The organism is Burkholderia sp. GbtcB21, from assembly GCF_019091065.1.
Classification (GTDB): domain Bacteria; phylum Pseudomonadota; class Gammaproteobacteria; order Burkholderiales; family Burkholderiaceae; genus Burkholderia; species Burkholderia pyrrocinia_C.
In genome coordinates, this window is sequence record NZ_JAGXKA010000021.1 from 1 (window position 1) to 26,863 (window position 26,863).

The 26,863-nt window shown below is 66.9% G+C and carries 14 protein-coding genes; 7 read left to right on the forward strand and 7 right to left on the reverse strand.

Annotated elements, in window-relative coordinates; translation table 11 throughout:
• Positions 1-525: 525 nt before the first annotated feature.
• The 3 genes from KVT39_RS32145 to KVT39_RS32155 all read right to left on the reverse strand — a co-directional run bounded on the left by KVT39_RS32145 (position 526) and on the right by KVT39_RS32155 (position 3,579).
• Complete coding sequence (locus KVT39_RS32145) at positions 526-2,739, reverse strand: LamG-like jellyroll fold domain-containing protein (protein ID WP_217590966.1); 2,214 nt, start codon at positions 2,737-2,739, stop codon at positions 526-528.
• Between the two features lie 193 nt (positions 2,740-2,932).
• Complete coding sequence (locus tag KVT39_RS32150; RefSeq protein WP_217590967.1) at positions 2,933-3,379, reverse strand: hypothetical protein; 447 nt, start codon at positions 3,377-3,379, stop codon at positions 2,933-2,935.
• A complete protein-coding gene (locus tag KVT39_RS32155) occupies positions 3,358-3,579 on the reverse strand; it encodes a hypothetical protein (protein ID WP_217590968.1) in 222 nt (73 codons plus the stop codon). The genes KVT39_RS32150 and KVT39_RS32155 overlap by 22 nt, the downstream gene beginning before the upstream one ends.
• A gap of 47 nt (positions 3,580-3,626) precedes the next feature.
• On the opposite strand from KVT39_RS32155, the gene KVT39_RS32160 reads away from it, so the two are divergent.
• On the forward strand, positions 3,627-3,878 hold the full coding sequence (locus KVT39_RS32160; protein ID WP_146120831.1) for a hypothetical protein: 252 nt from the start codon (positions 3,627-3,629) through the stop codon (positions 3,876-3,878).
• Positions 3,879-4,065: 187 nt separating this feature from the next.
• Positions 4,066-6,279, forward strand: coding sequence for a TonB-dependent siderophore receptor (locus tag KVT39_RS32165; RefSeq protein ID WP_217590969.1), 2,214 nt, complete (start codon positions 4,066-4,068; stop codon positions 6,277-6,279).
• A gap of 21 nt (positions 6,280-6,300) precedes the next feature.
• Here KVT39_RS32165 and KVT39_RS32170 read toward each other — a convergent pair whose 3' ends face one another.
• A complete protein-coding gene (locus KVT39_RS32170) occupies positions 6,301-7,107 on the reverse strand; it encodes a response regulator (RefSeq protein ID WP_217590970.1) in 807 nt (268 codons plus the stop codon).
• Between the two features lie 317 nt (positions 7,108-7,424).
• On the opposite strand from KVT39_RS32170, the gene KVT39_RS32175 reads away from it, so the two are divergent.
• Positions 7,425-7,661 (forward strand): hypothetical protein, encoded by a 237-nt coding sequence (locus KVT39_RS32175; RefSeq protein ID WP_217590971.1) that lies wholly within the window; start codon positions 7,425-7,427, stop codon positions 7,659-7,661.
• A gap of 525 nt (positions 7,662-8,186) precedes the next feature.
• On the forward strand, positions 8,187-11,780 hold the full coding sequence (locus tag KVT39_RS32180) for a YadA-like family protein (protein WP_175749135.1): 3,594 nt from the start codon (positions 8,187-8,189) through the stop codon (positions 11,778-11,780).
• Between the two features lie 178 nt (positions 11,781-11,958).
• Here KVT39_RS32180 and KVT39_RS32185 read toward each other — a convergent pair whose 3' ends face one another.
• On the reverse strand, positions 11,959-12,378 hold the full coding sequence (locus KVT39_RS32185) for a DUF1810 domain-containing protein (protein WP_034182299.1): 420 nt from the start codon (positions 12,376-12,378) through the stop codon (positions 11,959-11,961).
• A gap of 326 nt (positions 12,379-12,704) precedes the next feature.
• On the opposite strand from KVT39_RS32185, the gene KVT39_RS32190 reads away from it, so the two are divergent.
• Positions 12,705-15,464: a UPF0182 family protein gene (locus tag KVT39_RS32190; RefSeq protein WP_217590972.1), complete on the forward strand. Its 2,760-nt coding sequence runs from the start codon at positions 12,705-12,707 to the stop codon at positions 15,462-15,464.
• Positions 15,465-15,483: 19 nt separating this feature from the next.
• Here the strand turns inward: KVT39_RS32190 and KVT39_RS32195 are convergent, their stop codons facing one another.
• Both KVT39_RS32195 and KVT39_RS32200 read right to left on the reverse strand, forming a co-directional pair.
• Entirely contained in the window at positions 15,484-16,854 is a 1,371-nt protein-coding gene (locus KVT39_RS32195) for an MFS transporter (protein ID WP_034182297.1), read from the reverse strand.
• Between the two features lie 132 nt (positions 16,855-16,986).
• Positions 16,987-17,520 carry a toxin gene (locus KVT39_RS32200; protein ID WP_217590973.1) on the reverse strand — a complete coding sequence of 178 codons (534 nt, stop codon included), beginning with the start codon at positions 17,518-17,520 and terminating at the stop codon, positions 16,987-16,989.
• A 197-nt stretch (positions 17,521-17,717) separates the two neighbouring features.
• Here KVT39_RS32200 and KVT39_RS32205 point away from each other — a divergent pair, with 197 nt between their 5' ends.
• Positions 17,718-18,170 carry a type II toxin-antitoxin system HicB family antitoxin gene (locus KVT39_RS32205; protein ID WP_217590974.1) on the forward strand — a complete coding sequence of 151 codons (453 nt, stop codon included), beginning with the start codon at positions 17,718-17,720 and terminating at the stop codon, positions 18,168-18,170.
• A gap of 50 nt (positions 18,171-18,220) precedes the next feature.
• Complete coding sequence (locus KVT39_RS32210; protein ID WP_217590975.1) at positions 18,221-26,851, forward strand: glucoamylase family protein; 8,631 nt, start codon at positions 18,221-18,223, stop codon at positions 26,849-26,851.
• The last annotated feature ends 12 nt before the right edge of the window (positions 26,852-26,863 follow it).

The window sequence follows — 26,863 nt, forward strand, 5'->3', positions numbered from 1 at the left end:
ACTGCAAACGCAACCTCGATGTCTCGCACACTAAAACCCGACCTTGCCAACAGGGAGGTGTTCATATAAGGACGTCAACGTCATCCTCCATGTGATGGACCCCGTCGGGCACGGGGCCGTCGGCTTCAAATTTTTAAGCGCTTAAATTTCAGGCCTCGATACGAGGCCGGATCGAGCGTAGCGCACCCGCCGTCGCACACGCAAAGAACGCATGCGTTGCCTACTATCTGGCGAGGTACGAAAGGGCGCGCATTCCCGGGGCGTCATGTCACGCGCGCGAAAACGGGTACTTGACGTACGTCAGGAATCCGGACGATGCCACCTCGGCTCATAGGGAAACGGCCCGTCGGTGCGCGTTGTGGCGCCGGGATGAATGACGGATCCTCGATTGCCGGAGATGCGCATGAAAATCAGCGAACCGACGCGGGCGCCCCTCGGCGCCCGACACGCTTGCGTTGCCGCAGTTCGGCCTGCGGCCGTTCTACCTGACCGGCAGGGCTCGTCGACAGCGCCGCTTGACGCGCATCACGCGTGCTGCGCGAGCGCCTTTACCTGATCGGCCGACATCGCGCCGCGATAGATGCGGAACTCGTCGATCGAGCCGCTGAAGAACGGATCGCCCGGATACTGCGAACGTCCGATCCAGTTCTGCGCGGTGTGCCCGATGCGCCATGGCGCGAAGATGACGTCTCCCGCCGTGCCGATCGCGTTGCCGTTCAGATAGAGCGTCGCGGTCGTTGCCGCCAGCGTGACGGCCACGTGCGCCCATTGTCCGGCCGGCAGCGCGGCGTTGCCGTCGATCGCGCGTTCGCCGTGCCCGCCGTTGGTCGTGATCGCAAAGCGCATCGTCCCGCGATGGTTCCTCGGCGTGACGTACAGATAGCGTCCGGTGCCCGAGCCGAAATCGAAGAGGCGCGCCCACGTCTGTCCGCCGTTCCAGTTCACCCAGGCCGCGATCGTGAAATCCGACACGTCGGCGACGATGTCGTTCGGCAACGCGACGTAACCGGTCGAACCGTCGAGCGACACGGCGTTGCCGGTTTTCCCGGGCCCGCGCGAAACGCCGCCGGCGAGCGTGCCCGCATGACCGTTGCCGGACGCGTCCGCGGCGGCCGTGCCGCCCGTCTCGTCGAACGTCAGCAGCGTATGCAGCTGCAGCGCCGTCGACGCGGCGACTTCCGCCGAATTCGCGGTTTCGCCCGACGCGGTATGCCCGCTGATCACGTAGTACCAGGTGCCCGCCGCCGGGCTGTCCGTGTACGTCAGCGGATCGGCGATGCCGCTCGCGACGGTCGTGTAGGGGCCGCCCGATTTGGACGCGCGCTTCACGTTGTAGCTTGCCGCGTTCGCGACGCCCCACCACGACAGCACGACCCGTCCGGCACCCGGCCACGCGGTCAGCCCGCTCGGCGCGGCGGCGGGCGCGACGGGATCGCGCGTGCAGGTGAGCGTGCCGTAGCCGAGCTGATCGTAGCCGCCGCTCGCTTCGCCGTAATTGCCGCCGCCGCCTTCGGGCTGGATCGCGTGCGCGAACTTCGTCGACCACGGCGCCGACAGCCCCTTGCGGTTCACGTAATGGTTGTGGACGAGTGCCCAGCATGGGCGGATCGTGCCCTGGCCGGCGGTCGAGAATTGCGTCTGGGTCACGTCGACATTCGAGTACGACGCGTACGGCACCGGCAGGAACGTGCCGTCGGGCCGCACGAGATTCGCCTTCGCGACATATTCCGCGCCCGCGAGGAAACGGTTGTTGTCGTGACCGTACAGGTCGATGCCCTGGTTCCACGCCATTTCGCAGATCGCGCCGCCCAGCGCGATGCCGAGCGTGTTGTGCCCCTGGTCGCGGCCCGACTCCTGCCATTGGCCCAGATGGCCGGGGTGCACGTAGTAGACGGCCTGCGCGATCGCGCCGTTGCCGGGCCCGTCGATGAAATAGTTGACGGCCTCGTCGAACTTCGCGTGGTCGTCGCACAGCACGCCGATCGCCATGACCGATGCGAGGTTGCACAGATCCCAGTTGGCCCAGTAGTGCGTGATGTCCGTGTTGTTGTGGCGATTCAGGAAGTCGGCGTTGATCGGGTAGAACTTGTCGGCCATCATCGCCTGGAACGCGGCGAAGTCGGCCGCCGCCCAGCCGGGATAGGTGCGCATGATTTCGCCGGCGTTGGCGAATTCGTAGCCGTAGATGCCGGCTGCCAGATCGACGTTCGAGTCACCGGCGAGGTTCTGCAGCGTCGACGACCACGCGTTCATGATCTGCACGGCCTTGTTCGCATACGCGACGTTGCCCGAGATCTTCCAGCGCAGCGCGCACGCATAGGCGGCTGCGATGTCCTTGTACAGCACCGGGTAGTTTTGCGCGCCGGTGCCGCCGCGCGTCACGACGGCCTGCGGTCGCGGCGACCATGACAACTGTGCATGACCGTTCGTGACCAGCCGGTTCCAGCCGTCGAGCCAGGGCGACGCGGCGGTAGATACCTTCTGCGCGATCCGGTCGAAATCGGCTTGCGTATGCAGCAAGCCCGGATGCGCGAACGCTTCGCGCGTCGCGACGGTCGCGGTACCCGTCGCAACGCGTGCGAGCGCGCGGTTGCCCGCCCCGGAAGTTGCGATGCCGGTGACGCTGCCGCTCGCGTTCGTGCTGCCGCATGCCGACAGCGCGAGCGCACCGACGCTGTAAAGGAAGGTGCGCCGGGAGATGCCTGCGCCGGATCCGGGCCCAAATTGCGTGTCGTTCATGATTGCATCGTTCCTTGACGAGACCCGCTCGCGAGCACCGAGGGCGAGCGGGGCGACCGACCGCCGAGCGTCATCTTGAGCGCGGTCGAAATCAGTCATCGCATAACGACGCGGAGTGTAGCGGACGCGTCATCGTTTCGGAATAAAAAGTTGTCACGAAACAACTCGTCGATCGAATAGTGATTGCTGCAAATCAATTGATTAACATGCTAATAAAAATGGGAATAAATGGTGATTGATACGTTTGCGAGATATTATCGTCGCCGGCACAGCGAGCAGGAGGCGCTTCACGTCTGCGGATCGATGGCGGTGCGCTATTTTCTTTGTTGTCATACAACTGACAACTTGTGATGTTTTGCGTATCGCATGCCGGTTTGCGGGCCGATACGACTTCATGCCGGCGCAGCAACGCCGGTGTCGCTCGACGGATGAAAAAAACGGAGAACAACACGATGACGAGCAGGATCGCAGTCCTTGACGATCGATTCGCGCGATGCGCGGTAGGTTCTCCAGCACATCGACCGGCACGCGGTATCCGGATTTCACGAACGTCGCGGTCCAGGACTTTCACGACGTCGTCAGCGCGAAATTCGGCGGCGGAAAGATCATGTTCTCCGGCTACGAAGCGAACGGGCGGCACTTTCCGCTCGGCATCGTGCAGAACAACGTCGTGTTCGACGGCACGCAGCCGACGTTCGAGAAAGGCGCCGCGACGCACGACACGCCCGGGCCGGGCGCCGTGAGTTTCTCCGGCTCGATCGTCACGTCGAGCGCGAACGACGTGGCGGTCACCGGCACGCCGGGCACGTCCACGCCGTACGACTGCAGCGCCGCGTTCACGACGCTGAAATCCGTCGCGCCGGCTTCGCCGATCCGATCCGGCCGGCATGCGCGCCACGCCGGCGATGGCGTGGCGCACCCGCCGCCCGTTCGGCGTGTTCTCCGTCGAACGGGCCCGTTACGCTTTCGGCTGCGCGGCATTCCAGGTACCGGCAGCGTGGCTGCGGATCGGTTTCGATGCGCATGTTCAATTTGCCCGGAACGTTCGCGATATACGGCTTCGCATGACGTCGTGCCGCGATCGGCGACGGCATGACTCGAAGCGTGCGGACTTTCAAACGCCCGCTCAGTTTTTTTAAAGACCGCGCCACGTTCGACCGGTATGATCGCTGCGCTCGCGAACGGCGCCATTGGACAGTGCAGGCCGGTGCATGCCGACCCGCGCGCAACGACATCACGAGCACGACAACACAGGACGGCCGCGGCGACGCACCGCTCGTCGCCGGGGCCGAACGGGCCGAGACAGCACGACGGAGTATTGAAACAATGTTGACGGAGACAGGGGCGGTGCGACGCACATGGGCGATCGCTGCCGGGGGAGCGTTGTGCGTGGCCGCAGCGGGCGGCGCGCACGCGCAGGCGTCGAACGCAGCGGCGGCGGCGCAGGCCGGCACGGCGGCGGCCGTGCTGCCGCCGATCGATGTGAAAGGAACGGCCGGCGGATCGTCCGTCGGGCTCGTCGGGCTGCGCACCACGGCCGGCACGAAGACCGACACGCCGGTGGCCGAGATCCCGCAGACGACCAACATCGTGACCGCGCAACAGATCGAGATGACCGGCGCGGCCGACCTGAACCAGGCGCTGCGCTACGTGCCGGGTTTCGCGACGTTCGGCTCCGACAGCCGGACCGACTGGTATGCGGCGCTGCGCGGCTTCACGCCGACGCTATACGTCGACGGTATGCCGACGCCGAATACGGCCGTGATCGCGAACTGGCGCGTCGACCCGTACACGATCGACTCGATCGCGGTGCTGCGCGGGCCGACGTCGGTGCTGTACGGCGCGGGCGAGCCCGGCGCGATCGTCGACGCGCACACGAAACTCGCCGACGGCGAGCGCGTGCGCGAAGCCGGCGTGCAGATCGGCAACGATGCGCGCAAGCAGTTCATGCTCGACGTCGGCGACCGGCTCGACCCGGCCGGCCGGTATGCGTATCGCTTCGTCGGCGTTGCGCGCGACGGCAATGCGGTGACCGGCCCGAACGGCGACCGGCGCGTCGCGCTGGCGCCGTCGTTCCGATGGCGGCCGAACGCCGATACGTCGCTGACGTTCTCCGCGTCGTTCCTGCAGGACAGCGGCGACATCACGTCGAACTTCCTGCCCGCGTCGGGCACGGTGCTGCCGAACCCGAACGGTCGCCTGTCGCCGGACATCTACATGGGCGACCCGGCGTTCAACGACTACCGGAAGAAGCAATGGTCGCTCGGCTACGCGCTGGAGCATCGCGTGAATGCGATCTGGACGCTGCACCAGGACGTGCGCTGGTCGCACCTGTCGCTCGATGACGCGACGGTGTTCGGCGTCGGCCTGGCGCCCCGCAGCACGACCAACATGATGCGTTTCGCGGGGCTGTTCCAGCTCAACTACAGCCGGCTCGATATCGACAACCGCGCGCAGGCGCGCTTCGGCACGGGGCCGCTCGAACACACGCTGCTGTTCGGCCTGCAGTTCGACCGGCAGACGACGACCAACAGCGTGTGGCTCGCGCTGGCGCCGTCGCTGAACCTGTACCACCCCGTCTATCGGCCCGTGACGGCCGCGATCTTCTCCGGCCCGACGTCGCTCGGCCACGTCGACCAGTACACGGCGATGAACGCGGTCGGCGTGTACGCGCAGGACCAGATCCGCTGGCAGCGCTGGACGCTGACGCTCGGCGGCCGCGAGGATCGCGTGAATGCGCGGTTCGACGACCGGACGGCCGGCACGCAGTCGCAGACGGCCGGCACGCAGTCGCGGCAGGACGTCAGTGCGTTCTCCGGGCGCGTCGGGCTCACCTATCAGGGCGATGCGGGGCTGTCGCCGTATGTGGGTTATTCGACGTCGTTCGATCCGGTCATCGGCGTGCGGATGGCCGGCGGCGGTTTGCCGAAGCCGACGCGCGGCACGCAGACGGAAGCCGGGCTGCGCTGGCAACCGCCCGGCCGGAACCTGATGCTGAACGCGGCCATTTACCAGATCGACCAGACCAACGTCGTGACCCCGACACCGGTGAATCTCGATCCCACCGGCACGACATCCGTGCAGACCGGCAAGGTGCGCTCGCGCGGCATCGAGCTGAGCGCGGTCGGCAAGCTGACCCGCGAGCTGTCGGTCGTCGCGTCGTATATGTATCAGGACGTCAAGAACGTGCAGGCGAACGACGCGTCGCTGAACAACTGGCCGGTGTCCGTGCCGCTGCCGCGGCAGATGGCGTCGATGTGGGCCGACTGGACCTGGCATACGGGCGCGCTGGCGGGCCTCGGGATCGGCGCCGGCGTGCGCTACCAGAGCGCGTCGGCCGGCGCCCCCGACAACTCGCTGACGGTGCCGAGCACGACGCTGTACGACCTGGCGATGCACTACGAGATGCGCCACTGGCGGTTCGCGCTGAACGTCGCGAACCTGTTCGACCGGCGTTACGTCAGCGGCTGCACGTCGTACACGGTGTGCGTGTTCGGCAACGAGCGGACCGTGCTGGCCAGCGCGAAATACAACTGGTAATCGCGCTCGCGCCGCCCCGGCCTATGCGCCGCGCTGCGGATCGCGGGTCGAGGCGCGCCGGCCCGCATGGCGCTGGCGCCGCCATTCGGTCGGCGTGATGCCGAAACGTTCGCGGAAGGCGGTCGCGAAGTTCGCCGGCGTGGAAAAGCCGATTTCCTTCGCGATGCTGGCGATGCTGAGCGACGTCGAATCCAGCAGATCCTGCGCGATCCGCAGCCGCTCGTGCCGCAGATACTCGAACACCGTCTGGCCGAGATTGTCGCGAAACGCGCGCGACAGCCGCTTTTCATGCGTGCCGACCGCGCGCGCCAGTTGCTCGACCGTCGGCGGATCGTTCAAGGTACGCGACAGGTGGCGAATGGCCGCGCGCACGATGATGTCGTCGTCCTGGCCGGCCGCGAGCGGGCTTTCCGTGTCCGACGGCCGTTCGCGCTTCGTCCGCGCGAGCTGCACGCGAATCCGCGCGAGCACTTCGGCTGGCTCGAACGGCTTCACCACATAGTCGACGCCGCCGATCTCCAGCCCCTCGAGGCGTTCGTGCAATTCGCCGGCCACGGTCAGGAAGATGACCGGAATCGCGCTCGTCAGCGGATCGGCGGCCAGCAGCCGGCACGCGGTAAAACCGTCCATGCGCGGCATGCGGACATCCATCAGGATCAGGTCGGGTATCAGCGCCTGCGCGCGCTGGCACGCCTGCGCGCCGTCGGATGCGATGCTGATCCGGCAGCCGGTGCTGCGCAGGATGTCGATCAGCAAACGCAGCTGGTCGGGCTGATCGTCGACGATCAGGAGATGGGCGTCGCTCAATGCGGAGATCGATGGAGACATCGTGCACCTGTTCTGGAAAGGCGGTTGGCCGCGATCCCGCGGGTGGCCTGCCCGGTTCGGGGAATCGTCGGATGCCGCTCTATCACGACGCGCAAACGCATCGCACGCTCGCATCGATAATCGGTTCGGGCCGGACTGCGCGGCACGCAACCGCCCGGCGCAATACCCGGCGTTCGTTGTTTTGATCGCTGAGCCGGTAAAGGCGCGGACGATTGCCGCGGTCGCGTCGTGAATGGTCGCGGCTGCCGGTATCGATGCGAGCGGAATTGTAGGAGCATATTTCGAATCCCGCCAGATGGCTTGTCGATATTCGTGCCATGCCGTTTTACGCATTTTCGGGATGTGCTGCGGTTTACGTCTGCTGTCTGGTCGATTTTCTGGCTGCGAGTCGTTCGATTGCATTTAATTCAAATCCGCTTCGGCAAAGTATTTATCTGCCTCAAAAAACATTCCGATTAAGTGCGGCGATGCGCAATCGTTTGCGAGACGGCAATATTTTAAGTAACGCATTGAATATATTGGATTTTGCAATCTATAAACAATGTCGCCTTTGATAATCATCGATCGTGTCTCATAATTCGTCCGAACTTTGAGCGCCGGATGGCACGGAACAACCGAAGGCTCCGCGAACCGCGACGGACGTTGCGCGAGTCGAGTCCGAAGCATCAGTCGATGCATGCCCGAGCGAATGTCCTGGGCATCGAAGCGGAAATCCGGTTGCCGGAGATGAAATAAAAGAGACGAGGTTGGTCGCGGTCGGCGCGACGTCGGATTCGGGGTGGTTATAAAGACGGGTTGAATCTCCGGATTCAGTCGGGGGAGAGCTCGTCCATAAATAACACTACGTATTCCTAATGTATGTAACGGATTAACAGAACGGGCCGCAAAGAGACGGCATGCCCGGGCTATCGGACGCCCTGTCGATTTGCGCGGTCGTTGCGTGTCGCGTTCGACACGGCCAGGCCGGGCATCGGGAACAGGTTCCGCACTGGAGTCGCAATCGCAGTCGAAGTCGAAGCTGTCAATAAAAGTAAGTAGTCCATATTCAAACCAGACGCTACAAAACGGAGCAGAACAGCATGAAGAGGAATCAGATTTCGGCGCTTGCCGCCGCCATGTTCACGGGTGCAGGTGTGCTGATCGCGGGAGTCGCGCACGCGGACAATTTCGTCGACCGCGGCAACCCGGACAACGCGCTGAACGGCCAGTGCATCGACGGGACCAACCCGCTGTGCGTGGCAACGAAGAGCGGGAGCTACGTGGCGGTGAGCACCTCGAACGTGACGCAGGGAACGAATGCCAGGGCCGGTACCAGCGGTATCGCGATCGGCGACCAGTCGAATGCAAGCAGCAAGGGCGGCAGCAGCAGCGGCGGTGCAATCGCGATCGGTGTCGGCTCGCAGGCGCTGGCGAACTCGGCCATGGCGATCGGCACGGTGGCGGTCGCGCAAGGCAATACGTCGCTCGCGGTCGGCCGCCAGTCGGCCGCGGTCGGCGATTTCTCGATGGCGCTCGGCAACGTCGCGGATGCGCACGGCACGAGCTCGATCGCGCTCGGCCACTCGGCGCTGGCCAGCGGCGATCGCTCGATCGCGATCGGCGGCGCCAACCCGACATCGAGCGACGGCGTATCGAACGGCGCCGCGTACGACGCGGCGACGCAGACGCGCGCCGGCGGCACGCAATCCGTGGCGATCGGCGCGGGCGCGCAGACGAACGACAACAACCAGGTGGCGATCGGCTCGGGCAGCGTCGGCGCGAACAACGGCGGCACGCCGGTATTCGGCGGCACGGCCGCACCGGTCGGCGGCGCGGTGTCATTCGGCGCGATCGGCAGCGAACGCCAGCTGAAGAACGTCGCGGCGGGCGCGGCCGATACGGACGCCGTCAACGTCCAGCAGTTGAAGAACGTGAACAGCACGCTCAGCACGGGCATCGGCAATGTCGACGCACGCGTGACGTCGGTCGGCAATTCGTTGTCGACGTCGATCACGAACGTCGACCAGCGCGTGACCAATGTGGGCAACAGCCTCAGCACGAGCATCGTGTCGGCAACGCAGAACGTCGTGAAATACACCGACGATTCGCATGCGGCGATCGCGCTCGACGGCAGCAACGGCACCACGATCGGCGGCGTCGCGGCCGGCGTGGCCGATACCGACGCGGTGAACGTCGGCCAGTTGAAGGGCAGCGTCGCGCCGCTGCAAACGTCCATTTCGACGGCGGCTTCGAACATCGCGAACCTGCAGAACAGCGTCTCCGGCATCAACACGTCGCTGAGCACGGCCGCCTCGAACATCGGCAACCTGCAGGCGGCCGATACGCGCAACGTGAAGTACGACGGCGCGAGCGGGTTCGACTCGGTGACGTTCGCCGGCACCAACGGCACCACGCTGCACAACGTCGCGGACGGCAAGGACGTGCACGACGCCGTCAACGTCGGGCAACTGAACGGCGGCCTCGCATCGCTCAGCACGAGCGTGACGAACAACCTCAGCACGACGCTCGGCAACCTGAGCACGTCGATCACCAGCCAGATCGGCGCCGCGACGAAGAACGCCGTGCAGTACGACGACGACGCGCACGGCGGCGTCACGCTCGGCGGGCAGGGCGCGCAGGCGCCGGTCGGCCTGCACAATGTCGCGGACGGCATTGCCGCGGGCGACGCGGTGAACGTCGGCCAGCTCGGCAAGGCGACCGACACGCTCAACCAGTCGATCACGACCGTCGGCAACCAGGTGACGACGAACACGGGCAACATCGCCGCGCTCCAGCAGGATGCGCTCCAGTGGAACGCGAGCCTCGGCGCGTACGACGCGAGCCACGGCGGCAACGGCCCGCAACTGATCAGCAACGTCGCGGCCGGCAAGAACGGAACCGACGCGGTCAACGTCGATCAGTTGACCGCAGCGATTCACGACGGCACGAGCCAGCTCGATGCGCTGGCCGTGAAGTACGACGATGCGAGCAAGCGGCAGGTTTCGCTCGGCGCGGGCAACGGCGGGAGCCCGGTGCGCGTGACCAACGTCGCGGAAGGCAACGTGGCGTCCGGCAGCACGGACGCGGTGAACGGCGCGCAATTGCGCCGCGCGATCGACGGCACCGCGGCCGCGCTCGGCGGCGGCGCAACGGCGAATCCGGACGGCTCGATCGGCGCGCCGGCTTATAAGGTCGGCGGCGGCTCGTTCAACAACGTCGGCGACGCGCTGACGAACCTCGACGGCCGCGTCGGCAGCAATACGACGACGCTCGAGAATCATGAAACGCGCCTCGGCAATGCCGAAACGAACATCGCCGGCAATACGGCCGCGATCGCCGGGCTGCAGCAGGACGCGCTGCAGTTCGACCCGAAACTCGGCGCCTACAGCGCGGCGCGCGGCGGTGCCCCGACCAAGCTGACGAACGTGGCCGACGGCAACGTCGCCGCGGGCAGCACGGACGCGGTGAACGGCGGCCAGCTGTCGGGCGTGAGATCCGCTCTCGAACAGCAGATCACGCAGGTGTCGAACCAGACCGGCGAAGCCGTGAAGAACGTCGTCAAGTATGACGTCGACACGAACGGCAACCGGCTGAATTCGGTTTCACTCGTCGGCGGCGACACGAACTCGGCCGTCGTGCTCAAGAACGTCGCGGCGGGCACCAGCGACACCGACGCGGTGAACGTGAAGCAACTGAAGGACGTGCAGTCGAATCTCAATCAGCTCGGCGCGCTTGCGGTGCAGTACGACGACAGCTCGAAGAGCACGATCACGCTCGGCGGTGCCGGCGGCACGCGCATCACCAACGTGCAGGCAGGCACGCTCAGCGCCACCAGCACGGATGCGGTAAATGGCTCGCAGCTCTACGCGACCAACCAGCAGGTGTCGAAGAACACGACCGACATCTCGAACCTGCAGGGCAGCGTGACCAACATCGCGAACGGCAAGGCCGGCCTCGTGCAGCAGCAGGACCCGAACGGTGCGATCACGGTCGGGAAGGACACGGGCGGCACCAGCGTGAACTTCTCCGGCACGGCGGGCGACCGCACGCTGACCGGTGTCGCGGCGGGCGTGAACGACAACGATGCGGTCAACGTCGGCCAGTTCAACAACGCGATGAAGAGCGTGGCGGCCAACGACAAGATCCGCACGGCGGCAACCGATGCGAACACGACGTGGATCGCGCGTGCCGATGCGGGTTCGATCGGGTCGACGGCGACCGCGACCGGCAAGAATGCGGTGGCGGTCGGCCAGGGCTCCGTCGCCGATCGCGACAATTCGTTCTCGGTCGGCGCGAAGGGCAGCGAACGCCAGATCACGAACGTCGCGGCCGGAACGGCGCCGACCGACGCGGTGAACGTGCAGCAGCTGAACGACAACCTCACGGCCGCTTCGACGCAGGCGAAGAGCTACACCGACCAGCGCATCGGGCAGGTGTACAACTCGTTCAACGACCTGAAGAAGGACATGTACGGCGGCGTCGCGTCGGCGATGGCAGTGGCCGGCCTGCCGCAGCCGACGGGTGCGGGTCGCTCGATGGTGTCGGCGGCAACCGCGAACTATCACGGTCAGCAGGGGTTTGCCGCCGGCTACTCGTACGTGACGGAGAGCAACCGCTGGGTCGTCAAGGCATCGGTGACGGGCAACAGCCGGTCTGACTTCGGCGCGGTGGTGGGCGCGGGTTATCAGTTCTGATGTAGTTCGCGCGGCGTAGCGCGATCGGTGGTGCCGGGCAATGCATGCGATGCCCGGCACCCCGGCGGGACATCCCTGGCCCGGGGTCTGTCGGTTGACCCCGGGCCATCGTTGTTCGACGCGTCGCTCAAAATCACCGCCCATGTTGTTACGTGGAGGTTTATTCGCGCCGCCCCGCCTAGATTCGCGCGAGCGTGTCGTGATCGGCCTCACCGCCGAAATATTTCTCGAGCGCCTCCACGAACACCGCGTTGTCGGCAGTCGCATGCGCAAACAACGTGACCGACGACCGGAATTTCAGGTAATCCGGATACCCGAAAATCGTCTGGATCGAACTGCCTTCGACCTGATTGACCAGCCGTGTGCATTCCCGCAGCCTTTCGCCGAGCAGCGGATGCTGAAGATACGCGACGGCTTCGGCCAGTGTCGCGATCGCATACCGTTGCGCCATCGCGCTGTTGCCAAGCCCTTCGATCTGCGGAAACACGAACCACATCCAGTGGCTTCGCTTGTGTCCGTTCTTCAGCTCGTCGCATACCTGCGCATACACCGAATCCTGTGCGTCGACAAAGCGCTGAAGATCATGGGGATCGTCCATTTCGCCCTCCGTCCGTTCCGGCGCGGCAAGCCGCCCGAACGCTCATTGTGAGCGTGACCCGGATGGCGCGCAAACGCCCCGTTGACCGTGCGCTCACCCGGCTTCGCATCGCGTCCCGCGAGTGGGAACGAGCGGATTTGCTGCAGTGCGGTGCAGTGCGATCGATCGCCCGCGAGTGACGTCGCGCATGCCGTCGGATGGCGACGTGCCGGCAACGAGCGTAGCATTCAGACATGCGGCCGGCCGCGATCCCGACCGACGGATCGGCGGCACACCCCGATCCGGCCGCAGCCGGCCTCGCATGACGGCGCGGCAAAGGAGCATCGATGCGCTCGCAAGCAATGTCCGTCTCGCGCCTGAGGCGCTATGGGATCATGGCTGCGGTCGTCGTCGCGTGCCTGATCGTCATCGGGCGCATCACCGGTATCCTGGTCGACTGGCTTTGGTTCTCGTCGATCGGCTATGCCGGCGTCTTCTGGACGATCCTGTCCGCGAGGGTGCTGCTGTTCGTCGCGGTGCTCGCCGTGTCGGCGGCCGCGATCGGCGCGTCGGGGCTGCTCGCGCATCGTTTTGCAAGGCCCGTCGATGTCTGGCAGGTAGAGGAAGCTTCGTCGACGCGTGCGGAGGATGTCCTTCGGGCGCTTGCAGCGGAGGTCGCATCGCGCGTTCCATGGCGCGCGGTCATCGCCGCGGGTGCCGTCTTCCTCGGGCTTGCGATCGCCGCCGGTGCGATGTCGAGCTGGGATGTCGCGCTGCGCTTTCTGCATCGGGTGCCGTTCGGCGCGCGCGATCCGATCTTCGGCAACGACATCGGTTTCTATCTGTTCGCGCTGCCCGTCTGGATCGTACTGAAGAACCTGCTGCTGCAAGTGGTCGCCTGCTGCGCGATCGTCGCAGGCAGCGTCTACTGGCTGCGCGGCGACATCATGCTGCGCCCGCAGAAGGGGCTTTCGTCGGCTGCCGCCGTTCACGGCTCGGCGCTGCTGGCGCTGTTCTTCCTGCTGAAAGCCTGGTCCTGGTGGCTCGAACGCTTTCTGCTGCTCTACGACAACAACGGTGTCGTGGTCGGCGCCGGTTATACCGATATCCACGTGATGCTGCCGGTGCTGTGGCTGCTCGTCGGCCTCGCCACTGCGTCGGCCGTTGCGATGCTGGTCAACCTGCGCCGGCCCGGCTATCGGCTGCCGGGCGCTGCGGTGCTGCTGGTGTTCGGCACTTCGTTTGCGCTCGGCATCGTCTATCCCGCGCTGTTCCAGCGCTTCTACGTCAAGCCGAGCGAGCTGCAGCTCGAGACGCCCTATATCCAGCACAACATCGCGTTGACGAGACAGGCTTACGGTCTCGCCCAGATCGAGGTCAAGCCGTTCGCGGCCGGACAGGGCCTGAATCTCGCGTCGCTGCAGGCCAATCGCGCGACCGTCGACAACATCCGGCTGTGGGATGTGCAGCCGCTGATGGATACCTATGCGCAGTTGCAGGAGATCAGGACTTACTACAAGTTCTTCTCCGTGGATATCGATCGCTACCGGCTCGACTCCGGCTACCGGCAGGTCATGCTGTCGGCGCGCGAGCTGGAGCAGTCGATGCTGCCGGAGAACGCCCGAACCTGGGTGAACCTGCATCTGCTGTTTACCCACGGCAACGGCGTCGTGATGTCGCCGGTCACCGAGAAATCCACGGAAGGCCTGCCGTCGCTCTATCTGCGCGACATTCCGCCTGCCGCGGACGGCGGGCCGGCGATCCACGAACCGCGCATCTACTTCGGCGAAGGCGGGCAGGGCTATGTGATCGTGAAGGGCAGCGTGCCCGAATTCGACTACCCGAAGGGCGACAGCAACGTCTACACGTCCTACAGCGGGCGCGACGGTGTCGCGATCGGCGGCGCGGCGCGGCGCGGCCTCTTCGCATGGCAGTTCGGCGATCCCAACATCCTGCTGACGCACTACATCACGAACGACAGCAGGATCCTGTTTCACCGCAACATCCGGGACCGGATCCGCACGATTGCGCCGTTTCTCGCGCTCGACCACGACCCGTATGTGGTGGCAAGCAACGGACGCCTGTTCTGGATGCAGGACGCCTATACGACCAGCCGCTGGTTTCCGTATGCGCCGCCCGGCGTCGGCGACGGCGCCAACTACATTCGCAACGCGGTGAAAGTGGTGGTCGACGCGTACAACGGCACGGTCGACTTCTACGTCAGCGATCCTTCCGATCCGCTGGTGCGGACTTACGCGCGCATCTTCCCCGGCATGTTCAAGCCGCTCGACGCGATGCCGCCGGATCTTCGGCAGCATATCCGCTACCCCGAGGATCTGTTCCTGATCCAGGCGAACCTCTACCGTGCTTATCACATGGATGCGCCGGAAGTGTTCTATAACCGCGAGGACCTCTGGCAGTTTCCTCGCGCGCTGGGCGATATCGACGGGGGCGACGCAGCGAACGCGCAGATGGCGCCGTACTACACGATCATGAGGCTGCCCGGCGACGCGCAGGCCGGCTTCGTGCTGATGCTGCCGATGGTGCCGAGCCAGCGCGAGAACATGATCGCGTGGCTGGCCGCGCGTTGCGATCCGCCCGGGTACGGCAAGCTGATCGTCTACGCGTTCCCCAAGGACAAGCTGATCTACGGGCCGTACCAGATCGAGGCGCGCATCCAGCAGAGCACGGAAATCTCGCAGCAGATCTCGCTGTGGAACCAGATGGGCTCGCGCGTGATCCGCGGCCATCTGGTGGTCGTGCCGATCGAGAATTCGATTCTCTACGTGTCGCCGCTTTATCTGCGCGCGGCGTCGGGCCAATTGCCCGAGCTGAAGCGGGTGATTGCGGCCTACGGCGATCGCGTCGTGATGGAGGAAAACCTGAGCGCAGCGCTCGCGGCGCTCTTCAAGGAGACGGGGCCGGGGTCGGTGGCGGCACCGGCCCGCGGCGCGGCGGATGCGCGCGCCCGCGAAGCGCTGGCCCATTACGACCGCGCGATCGAGCGGATGAAGGCGGGGGACTGGGCCGGCTTCGGCGCCGAACTCGATGCGCTCCGGCCGTTGCTCGAAGCGCTGGGCGCCGTTCGCGCGGACAACAAGAAGTGAGGGGCGCGCGGCCGGGCCGTCAAGTTACCGGCGGCGCGTGTCCGTGATCCCCCAGATCCCGCGCTTCGTCGTATTCCCGCGAAATATCCTTGTTCGTGTAATCCCCGAGCTTCGACGCGGCGACCAGGCTCAGCACCGCACACACCAGCACGTACACCGCGATCGCATACCCCGAATGGTAGTAGGCAAACAGCGCCGTCGCGATCAGCGGTGCCGGGCCGCCTGCGATGACCGAAGCGAGCTGATACCCCATCGACGCACCGCTGTATCGCAACCGCCCGGTAAACGACTCGGCAATCAACGCAGCCTGCGGCCCGTACATCATCGAATGCGGGACCAGCGACAGCACGATGGCCGCGAAGATCCATACCGGATTCCGGCTGTCGACCATCGCGAAGTAGAGGAATCCGAATACACCGACGGCAGCCGCGCCGATCATGTACATCCGCCGCCGCCCGATCAGATCCGACACGTGCCCGAACAGCGGGATGGTGACGAATTCGACCACGGATGCAACCAGCACCGCCGTCAGCAGCAGTTCGCGCGTGACGCCGAGCGCCGTGATCCCGTAAGTGAACACGAACGCCGTAAAGATATAGAACGGCGCCTGTTCGGCCATCCGCGCGAACGCCGACAGCACGATATCCCTCGGCTGCTTGCGCAGCACTTCGAGCATCGGCGTCTTCTCGATCCGGCGCTCGGCCAGCAGTTTCGCGAAGATCGGCGTCTCGAGAATATTCAGGCGGATATAGAGCCCGATCGCGACCAGCAGGATGCTGAGGAAAAACGGCACGCGCCAGCCCCACGCGAGGAAACTGCTGCCGGAAAGCCAGCTCATGGCCAGCACGGCGAGGTTGGCAAGGAACAATCCCGCCGGCACGCCGAACTGCGGCCACGACGCGACGAAGCCGCGATGCGCATTGGTGCGCGCCCATTCCATCGACATCAGGACCGAGCCGCCCCATTCGCCGCCGACGCCGACGCCCTGGATGAAGCGCAGCACCGTGAGGAGAACGGCGCCCCAGATGCCGATCGTCGCGTAGGTCGGGACGAAGGCCACGGCGAACGTGGCGAGCCCCATCAGCAACAGGGTCACGATCAGGGTGGCCTTGCGTCCGATACGGTCGCCGTAATGGCCGAAGATCGCGGCGCCGACCGGCCGCGCGACAAAGCCGACCGCATAGATCAGGAACGCCTGCAGCGTGCCGACGAGAGGGTGGGATTGCGGGAAATACAGCTTTGCGAAGACCAGGCCGGTGACCGTGCTGTAGAGGAAAAAGTCATACCATTCGATCGTGGTGCCGATCGTGCTGGCGATGACGGCGCGGCGCAGCTGGCGCCGGGCTTCCTCGTCGGAGAGGGGCGTGGCCGCGGATTGCATGGCAGCCATTTCGATATCTCCCCAAAAAGGGCGACAGAGAAATAAACCATACGCCCGGCGATGGGTTCCGGCAAGGGCAGGCCGCGAATGGTTTGCACGGCGTCCGGGACTTTCAGTCAGAAGTCCTGATATATCGAATGCTCAACTGCCGGCGCGGGCGTGCCTTTCGATGAACGCGCGGGTACGCGATGGCCCGGTGATCTCCGTCCATTGCAGATGCGCGTATTTCGGATCGTCGCGCAGGGCGGCGAATTTGACGCGGTTCCTGGCGAAGGTGGTGTATGACCACAGCAGTACCGAGTCTTTGGAGCAGAACGCCATCCGCAGCGACTCCCGGTTGCCGTGAAAAAGCTCGGTGCGCATGAGCCCGCGGCTTAGCGTGCGCCAGAGCACCCGGGAGAACACAGTCCATCGCCCGAAGTTGAGCCAGACGACGTGCGTGGCTCTCGACCAGAGCACGTCGCGTACGGCGCTGTAATTCCCGTCGGCGACCCACCGGTCGCCTGCCGTCGCGGCAAGCACGGCTTTCTCGAACTGTTCGGGCGGTACGGCTGTCCAGTCGGGGCCCCAATAGAGTTGATCCAGTTCGATGTATGGGCAACCCGCAGCGGCCGCCAGCGCACTGGAGAAGGTGGATTTCCCCGACCCGCTTGTTCCGACGACGACGAAGCGCATGTGTTTGACCGCGGTCGAATTTCTCAGCCGCGTATTGTGCCTGATGCGTCGAAGCGGCGGATCGTCGCCGATCGGTTCCAGGCCATTCGAGAAGTCACCACTAAACCTGCCCCGAAGACTGTTCTTCAGCGTACCGACTCACCGGGCCGCCGCGATGCACGATAACGTTCGTCGCATTCTTCTGTCTGGAGCGGTTCATGAAATATCCGATCTATATCACGCGGCACGGGAATCCCCGCTATCGCGGCGCGCTTGCGGATTTTCCCGAGGTCGACGTGGAGGGCAACTCGTATGGCGAGTTGCAGGCGGCCGCCGCGCAGCGGGTCGTGGCCCGTTATGACCGGTCCGCGCGTCTCATTCCGCCGCCGACCACGGACATGTCCGTATTGCAGGCGTCGGAGGTCGATGCCGGCGACGGGATCTGGCGGTTCTTCGACATCGACCTGACCGGGGTGACGTCGAGTTCCGTGCGGATCGAGCTGTGCCTGCCGAAGCGCATCGTGCACGACATCGATCGGACGGCGGGCGCGCTGCACACGACCCGCGATGCGTTCGTGTCGATGGCGTGCGAGCACGCCGTCGACCGATCCGCGCAGCACGGCGGCTTGCGTGGCGAACCTGTCGCGACATCGCTGTCGGAAGCGGTTTGACGGCCCGGGCGCGCCTGGCCGAGCGGTGCAGCCATCTGGGAGAAAGCCTGTTGAAGATTCACGTTGCGCGCGTTTCGCGACGCCGGACCTCGCCGTGGAGCAATGCCCGGCCGATTCGCGAGGAGTTCTTCGGCGACGAGCGACTCGCGCAGCATGCGGGCAGCCTGGCTCGCGCGCAGAAGGTGTTGCCCGGTGCGGCGTCGGGCCCCTCGCTGGCCACACGGCTGAAGGACAACGCGGATCATCTGCTGAAGGCCTACCGGAACACGGTGGCCGCAGATGCGCGCGGCGAGGAAATCACGCCCGCGGCGGAGTGGCTGCTCGACAACTACTATCTTGTCGCGGAACAGGTGCGGCAGATCCGCGACGATCTTTCCCCTCGCTATTACCGGCAACTGCCCAAACTGAGCAACGGCCCGTTCGCCGGTTATCCGCGCGTGTTCGGGATCAACTGGTCATTCGTCGCCCATACCGACAGTCGTTTCGATCCCGATGCGCTATGCCGTTTCATGCTTGCCTACCAGGCCGTGGAACCGCTGACGATCGGCGAACTGTGGGCGGTGGCGATCACGCTGCGGATCGTGCTGATCGAAAACCTGCGGCGGCTCGCGGATCAGATCATCGACGACCGGCGCGCGCGGCTCGATGCCGACGCGCTCGCCGATCGCCTGCTCGGCGAAGGCGGGCAAGCGCGGCTGGAGACGGCGCCGCTCGTCGCCCGTTATGAGCAGGCCGTATTGCACGATGCGTTCGCGGTGCAGCTGATTCAGCGGCTGCATGATCCCGATCCGGCCGTCGCGCCGGCACTCGCGTGGCTGCATCGGCACCTGGCGGCGCGCGGCGCGACGCCGGACCAGATCGTTGCGTCAGTCAACCATCAGCAGGGCGCCGCCAGCCTGACCGTGCGCAACGTGATCACCAGCATGCGGCTGATTTCGGAGGTGGACTGGACCGATCTGTTCGAACGCATCAGCCTGGTCGATCAGGTGCTGCGCAGCCACCCGGGCTTCGCGGAGATGGATTTCCCCACGCGCAACCTGTATCGCGACGCCGTTGAAGCGCTTGCGCGCGGCGCGCCGGTCAGCGAACTCGAGATTACCCGCCGCGTCGTCGCCGATGCGGCAGCCCGCGCACCGGCCGCAGGCGCGGTGCCGGGCCGCGAGACCGACCCCGGTTACTACCTGCTGGCCGACGGCCGCGCCGCACTGGAAGCGGAGATCGGCTATCGGCCGCCCGTTGCGTTGTGGTTGCGGCGCCTGACGCGCCACGCCGGCCTCGGCGGTTATCTCGCCCGTATCGGGCTGATCGCCGCACTGCTGCTGGCGGGCATGCTGGCGTGGCTCACGCGCGTCGAACCGCCCGGCCACTGGCTGATCTGGCTCGGCCTCGCCGGCCTGCTGCCCGCGCTCGACGCCGCGCTCGCACTCGTCAATCGCAGCGTGATGCGCGATGTCGGCGCGAAGATACTGCCCGGCCTCGCATTGCTCGACGGCATCCCGCCGGACCTGCGCACCCTGGTCGCCGTGCCGGTGCTGCTGACGACGGAAGCGGCGCTCGCCGAGCAGATCGAGCAACTGGAAATTCACCATCTGGCGAGCCCCAGCGGCGCGCTGTACTTCGCCTTGCTGTCCGACTGGGTGGACGCGCCCGCCCCGCACGCCGACAGCGACGACGGGCTGCTGGCATTCGCGGCGGCCGGCATCGACCGGTTGAATCGCCTTTATCCGGCGGCACCGGGTGAAGGCGAGCGCTTTCTGCTGCTGCACCGCAAGCGCGTGTGGAACGACGGCGAACGGTGCTGGATGGGCTGGGAGCGCAAGCGCGGCAAGCTGCACGAGCTGAACCGCTTGCTGCGCGGAGCGCAGGACACGACGTTCGTCGCGCGGGAAGGCCGGCCGCCGCGCGTGCCGCCGGACGTGCGCTACGTGATCACGCTCGATGCCGATACGCGGCTGCTGCGCGATACCGTGCGCCGCCTGGTCGGCAAGATGGCGCACCCGCTCAACCGGCCGGTATTCGACTCGGCGAGCCGGCGCATCGTCGAAGGCTACGGCGTCCTTCAACCGCGCGTCACGTCATCCCTCGCGAGCGGCGACGAGGGCTCGCTGTTCCAGCGCGTGTCGTCGAGCGCGCACGGCATCGATCCTTACGTGTCGGCCGTATCGGATGTCTATCAGGACCTGTTCGACGAAGGCTCGTATGCGGGCAAGGGCATCTACGACGTCGATGCGTTCGAGGCAGTGCTCGCCGGCCGCGTGCCGGAGAACACGGTGCTCAGTCACGATCTGTTCGAAGGCATTTTCGCGCGGGCCGGGCTGGCGTCGGATGTCGAGGTCGTCGAAGCGTCGCCGTCCCGCTACGACGTCGCGGCCGGGCGCCTGCACCGATGGGCGCGCGGCGACTGGCAGCTCCTGCCGTGGTTGATTTTCGGCCATGAGCCGCTGACGGCGGTCGGCCGCTGGAAGATGCTGGACAACCTGCGCCGCACGCTCACGGCGCCCGCGATGCTGGTCGCGCTGCTCGCCGGATGGATGCTGCCGCTGCCCGTGTCGCTCGCGTGGAGCGCGTTCGTGCTGACGACGATCGCGCTGCCGTTCCTGTTGCCCGTGTTGAGCGGGCTGGTGCCGCGCTGGCGGCGCACGCACGTGAAGATGACCACGCGCAGCGTGCTCCATGCATGGTCGACGGAGCTGCGGTTCGCGTTGACGCGGTTCGGCCTGTCGATCGTCATGCTGCCGCAGCAGGCGTGGTCGATGGGCGACGCGATCGCGCGCACGCTGTTTCGCGTGGGGATCAGCCGTCGCCACCTGCTCGAATGGACCACGGCGGCCGAAGCCGGCGCGCGCGAGCGGCGGACCCTGGCGTTCACCTATCTACAGATGCGCGGCGGCGTGACGCTCGCGCTGCTGGCTGCGGCTGCCGGCCTGACGGCGGGCTGGCGCTTCGATCGTGATGCGGGCTGGCTGGCCGTTCCGTTCGCGCTGGTCTGGCTCGCGGCGCCCGCGATCGCCTACTGGCTGAGCCGCGCACCGCGGCCGGCGGGCGAGCTCGCGGTGGCGCCGCACGATGCGCGCCAACTGCGGCGCGACGCGCGCCGGACCTGGCGTTATTTCGAGACCTTCGTGACGGCGGACGATCAGATGCTGCCGCTGGACAATTTCCAGGAGGACCCGAAGCCCGTTGTCGCGCACCGGACCTCGCCCACCAATATCGGGCTGTACCTGCTGTCCGCCGTCAGCGCCCGCGAGTTCGGCTGGCTCGGCACGCTGGACGCGGTGTCGCGGCTGGAGGCGACCCTCGCGACGATGCGGCTGATGGCGCGCTATCGCGGCCATTTCTACAACTGGTACGACACGCGCGACCTGCGGCCCCTCGAGCCGCGGTACGTGTCGTCGGTCGACAGCGGCAATCTCGCCGGCCACCTGATCGCGCTCGGCAACGGTTGCCGCGCGTGGGCGAATCAGCCCGCCGGCGTGGGGCGGCAGGCCGCGTATGAAGGGATCGGCGATACGCTCGCGCTGCTGCGCAACGCCGTGTGCCGGGAAGGCGACGCCCGCACGGCCTTGCACGGCGAATTCGAGCGGGCCGCGACCGAGCTGGAGGAGGCGCTCGCCGCGCCGGCCGGGGACGACGCCGCACCGGACGGCCGCGCCGCGCCGGAATGGCCCGCGATCACGGTCCTCGCCGCGACGGTCGCCGATGTCGCGCGCGCGCTGATGGACGATATCGGCCGGGTGCGGGGCGGCGACGTCGACGACGTGCTGTTCTGGGCGCAGGCGCTGGAGCACACGGTGCAGGGACATGGTCGCGACGCGACGCGCACGCCGGACGAAGCGGACGTGTTGAACAAGCGTCTTCATGCGCTGGCCGATACCGCGTTGCAGATGGCCTATGCGATGGAGTTCGGCTTTCTGCTCGACCCGGTGCGGAATCTGCTGTCGATCGGTTATGCGGTGGCCGACGGACGGCTCGATCCGGGCAACTACGACCTGCTGGCGTCGGAGGCTCGGCTGGCGAGTTTCGTCGCGATCGCGAAGGGCGATGTCCCGGCGCGGCACTGGTTCCGGCTCGGCCGCCTGGCGACGCCGATCGGGCACGGCGCGGCGCTGATCTCGTGGTCGGGATCGATGTTCGAATACCTGATGCCGTCGCTGGTGATGCGCGCGCCGGACAGCAGCCTGCTCGCGCGCACCAATCACCTGGTGGTGCGTCGGCAGATCGCCTATGCCGACGGGCTGCGCTTGCCGTGGGGCATGTCCGAATCGGCATACAACACGCGCGACATCGAGCTGACCTATCAGTATTCGAGCTTCGGCGTGCCGGAGTTGGGGCTCAAGCGCGATCTCGACCAGAACCTGGTGGTCGCGCCCTATGCGACCGCGCTCGCGGCGATGGTCGCGCCGGACGCCGCCGCGCGCAACTTCGAGCGGCTGCGCGCGGCCGGCGCGTGCGGGCGCTTCGGCTTCTACGAAGCGCTCGACTACACGCCCGCACGCGTGCCGGAAGGCATGCCGGTGGCCATCGTGCGGGCGTTCATGGCGCATCACCAGGGCATGTCGATCGTGTCGATCGCCAATGCGCTGCTGGGCGGGCGCATTCGCGCGTTCTTCCATGGCGAGCCGGCCGTCCGCGCCACCGAGCTGCTGTTGCAGGAGCGGGTGCCGGGCCGGGTCGCGGCAGGGCGGCCGCGGGTCGACGCGAGCCCCGCCGGCAGGATGCATGGCATCGATGCCGGCGTCGCGCGGCGCCTGCTGTCGGCGGACGATCCCGCGCCCGTCACGCATCTGCTGTCCAACGGCCGCTACGCGGTGATGCTCACGGCCGCGGGTTCCGGCTACAGCCGCCGCGACGATCTGGCCGTCACGCGCTGGCGGGAAGACGCGACGCGCGACGATTGGGGCAGCTACCTGTATCTGCGCGACGTCGACAGCGGCGACGTCTGGTCGGCTGCATGGCAGCCCACCGGGGTGGTGCCGGATAGCTACGAAGTGACGTTCACCGAGGATCGCGCCGAGTTCGTGCGGCGCGACGGCACCTTGACGACGTCGCTCGAGGTGGTGGTATCCGCCGAGGACGACGCGGAGGTGCGGCGGGTGTCGGTGGCCAATTCGGGCACCCGGGCCCGCGTAATCGAATTCACGTCCTACGCGGAAATCGTGCTCGCGCCGCCCGCCGCCGATCACGCCCATCCCGCGTTCTCGAAGCTGTTCATCGAGACCGAGTACGTGCCGGCGTCCGGCGCGATTCTGGCGACGCGGCGCAAGCGTGCGCCGAACGAGGCGGAGGTCTGGGCCGCCCATCTGGCGGTGACGTCCGGCGAAACCGTCGGCGCGGAAGAATTCGACACCGATCGATTGCGTTTCATCGGGCGCGGGCGCGGCGTTCGACTGCCGCTTGCGCTGACCGAACGGCGTGCGCTGGGCGCTTCCGAAGGCGCGGTGCTGGACGCGGCGTTCACGTTGCGGCGGCGTCTGCGCATCGAGCCGGGCGCGAAGGCGAGCATCGTCTACTGGACCATCGTCGCGGATTCGCGCGCGCAGCTGCTCGACCTGGTCGACAAGCATCGCGACGGCGAATCGTTCGCGCGTGCGGCGATGCTCGCGTGGACCCAGGCGCAGGTGCAATTGCGGCATAGCGCGGTGAGCCTCGACGAGGCCGCGTTGTTCCAGCAGCTGGCCGGATACATGCTCTACAGCGATGCGTCGATGCGGCCGGGTTCCGCCGCACTGCTGCGCCATGCGGCGGCGGTGTCGGCGGCGGGCGGCGTGGGCGCGTCGCCGCTATGGACGCATGGCGTATCGGGGGATCTGCCGATCCTGCTGGTGCGGATCGACGACATCGAGCACATCGCGATGGTGCGGCAGTTGATCCGCGCGCACGAGTATTGGCGGATGAAGCGGCTCGAGGTCGATCTGGTCATCGTCAACGAGCGCGCGGCGTCGTATGTGCAGGATCTGCAGGCGGCGCTCGAGGGGCTGGTGCGGGCCCGGCAGCAGCCGGACGAAGCCGGGCGCGGCAGTATTTTCGTGCTGCGCGACGACCTGATGGCGGCGGCTGCGCGCGCGCTGTTTCCGTCGGTTGCGCGCGCCGTGCTCGCCGCGCGCAACGGCCGGCTGGTGGACCAGTTGCGGCGGCTCGCTGGTTCACCGCTACCCGCCCGCGCGGATGCCGCGCGCCCGCCGCTGCCGCCCGCGTTACTGCCGCCGAAGGGTGCACAGGCCGGCGCCGGTCTCGAATACTTCAACGGCATCGGCGGTTTCGCGCGCGGCGGCCGCGAATACGTGGTGATCCTGCAGCCCGGTCAATGCACGCCGATGCCGTGGGTCAACGTCGTCGCGAACCCGTCGTGCGGCTTCCTGAGTTCGGCGGAAGGGGGCGGCTATACCTGGGTGACGAACAGCCGCGAGCATCCGCTGACGCCGTGGTCGAACGACCCGGTCACCGATCCGCCCAGCGAGGTGTTCTATGTCCGCGACGACGAGACCGGCATGCGCTGGGGGCCGCAGGCGAACTCGATCGGCGACGATACGCCGGGTGCGACTCCGTTCGTGGCGAGCCATGGCCAGGGCTACAGCCGGTTTGCGCATACTGCCGCCGAGGTCGCCGTCGAATTGCTGCAGTTCGTGCCGCTGGCCGATCCCGTCAAGATTTCCCGCCTGACCCTGCGCAACCTGTCGGACCGGACCCGCCGGCTGTCCGTCGCAACCTATGCGGAGTGGGCGCTGGGCGCGTCGCGCAGCGCCGCGGCGCCGCACACCGCGAGCGAGATCGATCCATCCACCGGCGCGCTGTTTGCCCGCAACGACTGGAGCCACGCGTATCGCGGCAGGGTGGCGTTCGCCGATCTGTGCGGCCTGCAAACCGCCTGGAGCGCGGACCGGCGCGAGTTCATCGGCCGCAATGGCGTGCTGAGCGATCCCGCCGGTTTTCCGGGCAGCGTCGGCGCGCCGCCGCTGTCTGGCCGGGTCGGCGCCGGGCTCGACCCGTGTGCCGCGTTGCAGACCACGGTCGATCTCGAACCCGGCGGTGTCGTCGAAATCGTCTTGCTGCTCGGCGAAGGCGCCGATGCGGCGGCGGCGCGACAGTTGGTCGAGCATTACCGTCAGGCGGATCTCGACGCGATATTCGCCGCGGTGACGGCGTTCTGGGACGAGACGCTCGGCGCGCTCCAGGTCGAGACGCCGGACCGCGCGATGGATCTGATGCTGAACCGCTGGCTGCTGTACCAGACGCTGTCGTGCCGGATCTGGGCGCGTGCGGGCTTTTATCAGGCCAGCGGCGCGTACGGTTTTCGCGACCAGCTGCAGGACGGCATGGCGCTCGCGGCCGCCCGCCCGGCCCTGACGCGCGAGCATCTGCTGCGGGCGGCGGCGCGCCAGTTCCCGGAGGGCGACATGCAGCACTGGTGGCTGCCGGAAAGCGGCAGCGGCGTACGCACGCGGATCTCCGACGATCGTGTCTGGCTCGCCCATGCGGTCGCGCACTACGTCGACGTCAGCGGCGACCGGGCGATTCTCGATGCGTCGATCCCGTTCATCGACGGGCGGCCGTTGGCCGCCGACGAGCAGGACGCGTTCTTCGTCCCGCGCATCTCGGAAACGAGCGCGTCGCTGTTCGAGCATTGCGTGCGCGGGCTGGAGTCCAGCCTCGCGCACGTCGGCGAGCATGGCCTGCCGCTGATCGGCACGGGTGACTGGAACGACGGCATGAACCGCGTCGGCGAAGCCGGGCGGGGCGAAAGCGTGTGGCTCGGGTGGTTCCTGCATGCGACGCTCACGGCGTTTGCGCCGCTCGCCACGGCGCGCGGCGCGGGCGATCTGGCGGCGCGCTGGCTGACGCGCGCCGACGCGTTGCGCGACGCGCTCGCCGATGCGGGATGGGATGGCGAGTGGTATCGGCGCGGCTACTTCGACGACGGTACGCCGCTCGGCTCGGCCGGCAACGCCGAATGTTCGATCGACGCGATCGCGCAGTCGTGGAGCGTGCTGTCGGGCGCGGCGGACCCGGCGCGCGCCGCGCAGGCGATGGACGCGCTGGACGCGCGGCTGATCCGCCGCGACGATGGCCTGGCGCTGCTGTTCGCACCGCCGTTCGATCGTTCGCCGGTCGATCCCGGCTATATCAAGGGTTATCCGCCGGGCATCCGGGAAAACGGCGGCCAGTACACGCATGCGGCCACGTGGTCGGTGCTCGCGTTCGCGCAAATGGGTGACGGCGATCGCGCCGCGAAGCTGTTCGCGCTGCTCAATCCGGTCAATCGCAGCCGCACGCGCAGCGGCGCGAATCGCTATCGGGTGGAGCCGTACGTGGTCGCGGCCGATGTCTATTCGGTCGCGCCGCATGTCGGCCGCGGCGGATGGACCTGGTACACCGGCTCGGCGGGCTGGCTGTATCGCGCGGGCGTCGAAGGGCTGCTCGGCCTGCGCAGGCATGGCGACATGCTGTCCATTCAACCGTGCATCCCGCGATCCTGGCCGGGCTTCCGGGCAACGCTGCGTCATGGCGCGTCGCACTACGACATCGTCGTCGAGAATCCGGACGACGTCAGCGGCGGCGTGTCGCGCCTCGTCGTCGATGGCGTGCGGCTCGCCACCGGCGAAGCGGCGGTGCGGCTCGTGGACGACGGTCGGCGGCACAGCGTGGTCGTGACGCTGGGGGCTGCGCAAGCGGTGCTGCTGTGAGCGGCAGGCCGG